Here is a 4,888-nt window from a genome sequence, read left to right as displayed (position 1 = left end):
GCGGCGTCGCCATGCGCGCGGCGGCGCGCCTGCAACTGGTACAGCGCGAACAGCGCCAGCGCCGCCGGGCCGGCCCAGGCCAAGCCGTGCGCGGCGCCGACGACGGCGGCCAGCCACAGCCCCTGCAGGGCGAGGTAGTTGATCAGGTTGCTCATGCGTCGCCCGCCAGCGCCGGCGCGAACTGCGCCGGCCGTGCGCGCGGCTTGCTCAGCCACAGGTGCACGTCGCCGATCGAGCGCTCCAGGAAACCGCCTTCGCAGTAGGCCAGATAGAACTCCCACATGCGGATGAAGCGTTCGTCGTAGCCGAGCGCGCGCACCTGCGGCAGCCTGGCCATGAAGCGCTCGCGCCAGGTGCGCAGGGTCAGCGCGTAGCTGGGGCCGATGTCTTCCAGGTTGAACAGGCGCAGGTCGCTGGCGCGGCCGATCGCCCCGGTCATCGCCGCCACCGAGGGAATGAAACTGCCCGGGAAGATGTGGCGCTTGATGAAGTCCACCGACTTCAGCGCCTGCGCGTAGCGGTGATCCTCGATGGTGATGGCCTGGATCAGCGCCTGGCCGTCGTCCTTGAGCAGGCTGCCGACCTTGCCGAAGTAGGTATCCAGGTATTGATGGCCGATCGCCTCGATCATCTCGATCGAGACCAGGCGATCGTAGCGACCGTCGAGATCGCGATAGTCGCGCAGCAGCACCTCGACCCGGTCCGACAGCCCGGCGGCCGCGATGCGCTGCCGGGCCAGTTCGTACTGCTCGCGCGAGATGGTAGTGGTGGTGACGCGGCAGCCGTGGTGCTTGGCCGCATGCAGCGCGAAGCCGCCCCAGCCGGTGCCGATCTCGACCAGGTGGTGGTGCGGCTGCAGGTCGAGCTTGGCGCAGATGCGCTGCAGCTTGCGTTCGGCGGCGCGTTCCAGCGCGGCTTCGCCCAAGGCGGCGTCGGCGTCGCGGAAGATCGCCGAGGAGTACATCAGGTTGCGATCCAGGAACAGCTCGAACAACGGATTGCCCAGGTCGTAGTGCGCGGCGATGTTGCGGCGGCTGCCGGCGCGGGTATTGCGCGCGAACGCGTGCAGGCCGCGCATCGCCAGGCCGCCGAGCCGGGCCAGGCCGGTTTCCATCGCGTCCAGGCGGTCGCGGTTGCGCACCAGCAGGCGTACCAGTGCGACCAGGTCGTCGCAGTCCCACAGGCCGTCCATGTACGCCTCGCCGACGCCGACGCTGCCGTTGAGCGCGGCCTGGCGGTAGAAGCGCGGGTCATGGATGCGCAGATGCGCCTGCAGCGCGTCGGCGCCCGCGGTGGAATCGCCCAGCGTGGTCAGCGTGCCGGCTTCCTCGATGCGCAACTGGCCCTCGCGCAGGCCATCCAGCGTGGCGAGCAGGCGTTGCCGCAGCATGCGGTCGAGCCCGCGCAGCGGCGGTGCGGCAGGGGCCAGCGCGGCGGCGGAAGAGGGCGCGTGCGGAGCGTTCATCGGCGTTCTCGCGGAAGGGAGTGGTCGGGGTGGTCGTGCACCGGGTTGCCGCGCAGCCACAGCCGCAGCGCCTGCCAGTGGATCTTGGCCATGACCTGCAGGGTCATCGCCGGATAGCGCAGCAGTGCCTGCGCCAGGCTGGCACCGTCGAGCGCGCGGCGTTCGAGCACCAGGGTGGCGTCGAAGCGTCGCCGCGTCGCCGCCGGCGTGGGATCGAGCACGTCCATGTGCACGCGCAGTTGCGCGCCGGGTTCGCTGAAGCGCCAGGCATAGGTGTGCGCCATCGCCATGAACGGCGAGACGTGGAAGCGCTTGGCGAAGCGCCAGGCGTGCGTGGCGCCGTGGCTGCGCGCCTCGGCCATCGGCAGCACGTAGGCGTGGCGCTGCCGCCACGGCGTGTTGGTGATCTCGGCGACGATGCTGTGCAGGCGATGCTGCGCGTCGTGGCAGTAGTAGAACGTGACCGGATTGAAGCAGTGGCCGAAGTAGCGCAGGTGGGTGAGCATGCGCACCGGGCCCAGCGGACGCTCGCCGGTGTGCTGCTGCACGCGGTCGCGTACCGCTTCGTCCAGCGGTTGCGCGGGGTCGCCCAGGTAGTCGCTGCGGCGGAACTCGGCCAGGTTGCGCCGGTTCACCGACCACAGCCAGCGCCGCGCGAACACCTGCTCCAGTTCGTCCAGGTCCAGGTACAGCAGAAACAGCGGATAGCGGAACGTCAGCGCTTTCGGCGCGTAACGGCGATGCCGCACCCAGCCGGTGTATACCGCGCTGTGCAGGCCATGCAGGGTCGTGCCCGCCGCCGCCGACGTTGTCGAGACGGCGCCAGTCGGCGGGGCGGGCACGGCAGCACGGCGCATCAGCGTCATGACCAGGGTACCCCCAGCGCGGCGGCGACGTCGACCGCGCTGCGCAGGCCGTCCTCGTGGAAGCCGAATCCCCAGCCGGCGCCGGCGAACCAGGTATTGCGCTGGCCCTGGATCTCGCCCTTGCGCGCCTGCGCCGCCACCGACGCCTGGGTCTGCAGCGGATGCCGGTAGCGCATGCGTCGCAGCACCTTGGCCGGATCGATCGCATCCGTGCGGTTGAGGCTGACGATGAACGGCTGCGGCGCCTGCAGCGACTGCAGCGCGTTCATCCAGTAGCTGACCGTGCACGGTGCGTCCGGATCGGCCGGTACATGCGCGTTCCAGGCGGCCCAGGCGCGGCGGTCGCGCGGCAGCACGCGCGCATCGGTGTGCAGCACGGTCTCGTTGTCCTGGTAGCCGATCGCGCCGAGGATCGCGGTTTCCGCGTCGCTGGGGTCGGTCAGCAGGCGCAGCGCGTCGTCGGCGTGGCAGGCCAATACCGCGTGGTCGTATTGCTGGGTGTCGGCATCGCAGGCGATCGCGACGCTGCCGTGGGCCGTGCGCTGCAGCGCGCGCACCGGCGTGCCCAGCCGCTCGCGCACGCGCCAGCGGCTGCGCAGCGCGCGCACGTAGCTGTTGGAGCCGCCGCGCACCACCCGCCACTGCGGGCGGCCGCTGACCTGCAGCATGTGGTGATTGGCCATGAAGCCGATCAGCTGGCGCATCGGGAAATCGAGGATCTGCCGCGACGGCGAGGACCACAGCGCCGAGGCCATCGGCACCAGGTGCGCGTCGCGGAATATCTCGGAGTAGCGGTGGCGCTGCAGGAAGTCGCCGAGGGTGAGCTGCGCCAGCGTGGCGTCGTGCAGCACCTGCGGCGCCTCACGGTAGAACCGCCGCAGATCGCGCAGCATGCGCCAGAAGCGCGGCGACAGCAGGTTGCGGCGCTGACAGAACAGCCCATCGAGCGTGCCGGCGTTGTACTCCAGCCCGGTGCGCTCCTCGTGTACCGAAAAACTCATCGTGGTCGGCTGCGACTCGACTCCCAGCCGCGCGAACAACGCGCTCAGCAGCGGGTAGTGCTCCGGATTGAACACGATGAAGCCGCTGTCCACCGCGTATTCCGCGCCGTCCAGTTCGATCGCATGGGTATGGGTATGGCCGCCGAGATAGTCGGCCGCCTCGTACAGCGTCACCTCGTGGCGCTGCGACAGCAGCCACGCCGCGCCGAGGCCGGCGATCCCCGAGCCCACCACCGCGATCCGGCTCATCGGGCACGCGCCTGTGCGCGCACCAGCCCGGCCGGCACCGGCTTGAGCTCGCGGATCACGCGGGTCCACGACAGCGCCTTCAGTCCGTACCAGGTCAGGTCCAGCTCCCACCAACGGAAACCCTGGCGCGCGGCGCCGGGGAAGAAATGGTGGTTGTTGTGCCAGCCTTCGCCGAAGGTCAGCAGCGCCAGCCACAGGTTGTTGCGGCTGTCGTCGCGGGTGTCGAAGCGGCGGCTGCCGAAGCGGTGCGCCAGCGAGTTGATGGTGAAGGTGGCATGGAACAGCGCCACGGTGGAGACGAAGAAGCCCCACACCAGCAACTGCGGGCCGTCGGTGCCGAGCTGCGGCACGTGCTGCTGCAGCCACTCGCCGAGCAGGAACAGCGCCAGCGCCAGCAGCACCGGCAGCAACAGGTCGAAGCGGTCGAGGAAGCGCAGTTCGGGGAAGCGGCGCAGGTCCGGGATCGCCTCCCAGTCGGTGCGGAAGCCGCGCGGAGTCAGGAACCAGCCGCTATGGCTCCACCAGAAGCCGTGCTGGCGCGGCGAATGCGGATCGGCCGGGGTATCGGTATGGCGATGGTGGTTGCGGTGGTGGGCGGCCCACCACAGCGGTCCGCGCTGCACGCAGGTGGCGCCGATCGCGGCGAACAGGAACTGCACCGGACGCGAGGTCTTGAACGCGCGGTGCGCGAAGTAGCGATGGTAGAAGCCGGTGAGCGCGAACATGCGCACCGCGTACATCGCCACGGCCATGCCGACGGCGAACCAGGACACGCCGACCCAGAACACGCCCAGGCACGCCAGGTGCAGGCCGATGTAGGGCGCGGCACGCAGCCAGTCGATGCGGTCTGCCCGCGCCGGATCCAGCTCGATCTCGGCACTGGTGTCGAACCAGCGCCGCAAGGTGCGCAGGATGCGGCCACGCGGGGCAGGTGGCGTTGTGGAAGGGCTGGGTTCCGGAACGGGACTCGGCACAAGCGCGTCTCATTGGGGGACTTGGGAGCGATACGGGCGAAACCGGAAGACGGATGCACCGCGTCGCATTTCCCCTGCACGGCTGCGAACGCGGCATGGCGGCCACGACGGCGCAGCGCAGGCGTCGCACGAATCGGAAGATCTGGCTGTCGTGCGGATGCGCGATGGCGGCGGGGATGTTGCCTGCGCACGAGTGGTGGGCGGGTGAATGCGCGCCCGGTTCTTGTAGACGAGCGCGGCATAGCCTGACCGCGGCCCGATCTCTCCACGGCGCGTGCAAGGTACGTGGTGCACTGCCCCTCTCCCATCGGGAGAGGGGTTGGGGTGAGGGTA

The 4,888-nt window shown here is 70.0% G+C and carries 5 protein-coding genes; all 5 read right to left on the bottom strand.

Annotated elements, in window-relative coordinates; all coding sequences use genetic code 11:
• Positions 1-155 (bottom strand): DUF2878 family protein (locus tag D588_RS26445; RefSeq protein WP_043083637.1); only part of this gene is annotated, 155 nt, incomplete at its 3' end.
• Entirely contained in the window at positions 152-1,390 is a 1,239-nt protein-coding gene (locus D588_RS0105970; protein WP_198526732.1) for a cyclopropane-fatty-acyl-phospholipid synthase family protein, read from the bottom strand. The genes D588_RS26445 and D588_RS0105970, both read right to left, overlap by 4 nt.
• Positions 1,391-1,461: 71 nt before the next feature.
• Positions 1,462-2,331 (bottom strand): DUF1365 domain-containing protein, encoded by an 870-nt coding sequence (locus tag D588_RS0105965; protein ID WP_017915333.1) that lies wholly within the window; start codon positions 2,329-2,331, stop codon positions 1,462-1,464.
• The gene (locus D588_RS0105960) at positions 2,328-3,581 is read right to left on the bottom strand and encodes an FAD-dependent oxidoreductase (protein WP_017915332.1); all 1,254 of its coding nucleotides are present in this window, start codon (positions 3,579-3,581) and stop codon (positions 2,328-2,330) included. Before D588_RS0105960 ends, D588_RS0105965 begins: the two co-directional genes overlap by 4 nt.
• Entirely contained in the window at positions 3,578-4,555 is a 978-nt protein-coding gene (locus D588_RS0105955) for an acyl-CoA desaturase (protein WP_026143427.1), read from the bottom strand. Before D588_RS0105955 ends, D588_RS0105960 begins: the two co-directional genes overlap by 4 nt.
• Positions 4,556-4,888: the final 333 nt, after the last annotated feature.

This window comes from Xanthomonas sp. SHU 308, from assembly GCF_000364645.1.
Classification (GTDB): domain Bacteria; phylum Pseudomonadota; class Gammaproteobacteria; order Xanthomonadales; family Xanthomonadaceae; genus Xanthomonas_A; species Xanthomonas_A sontii.
Note: the sequence above shows the minus strand (reverse complement) of the source record. Positions and strands in the feature narration are given on the sequence as shown.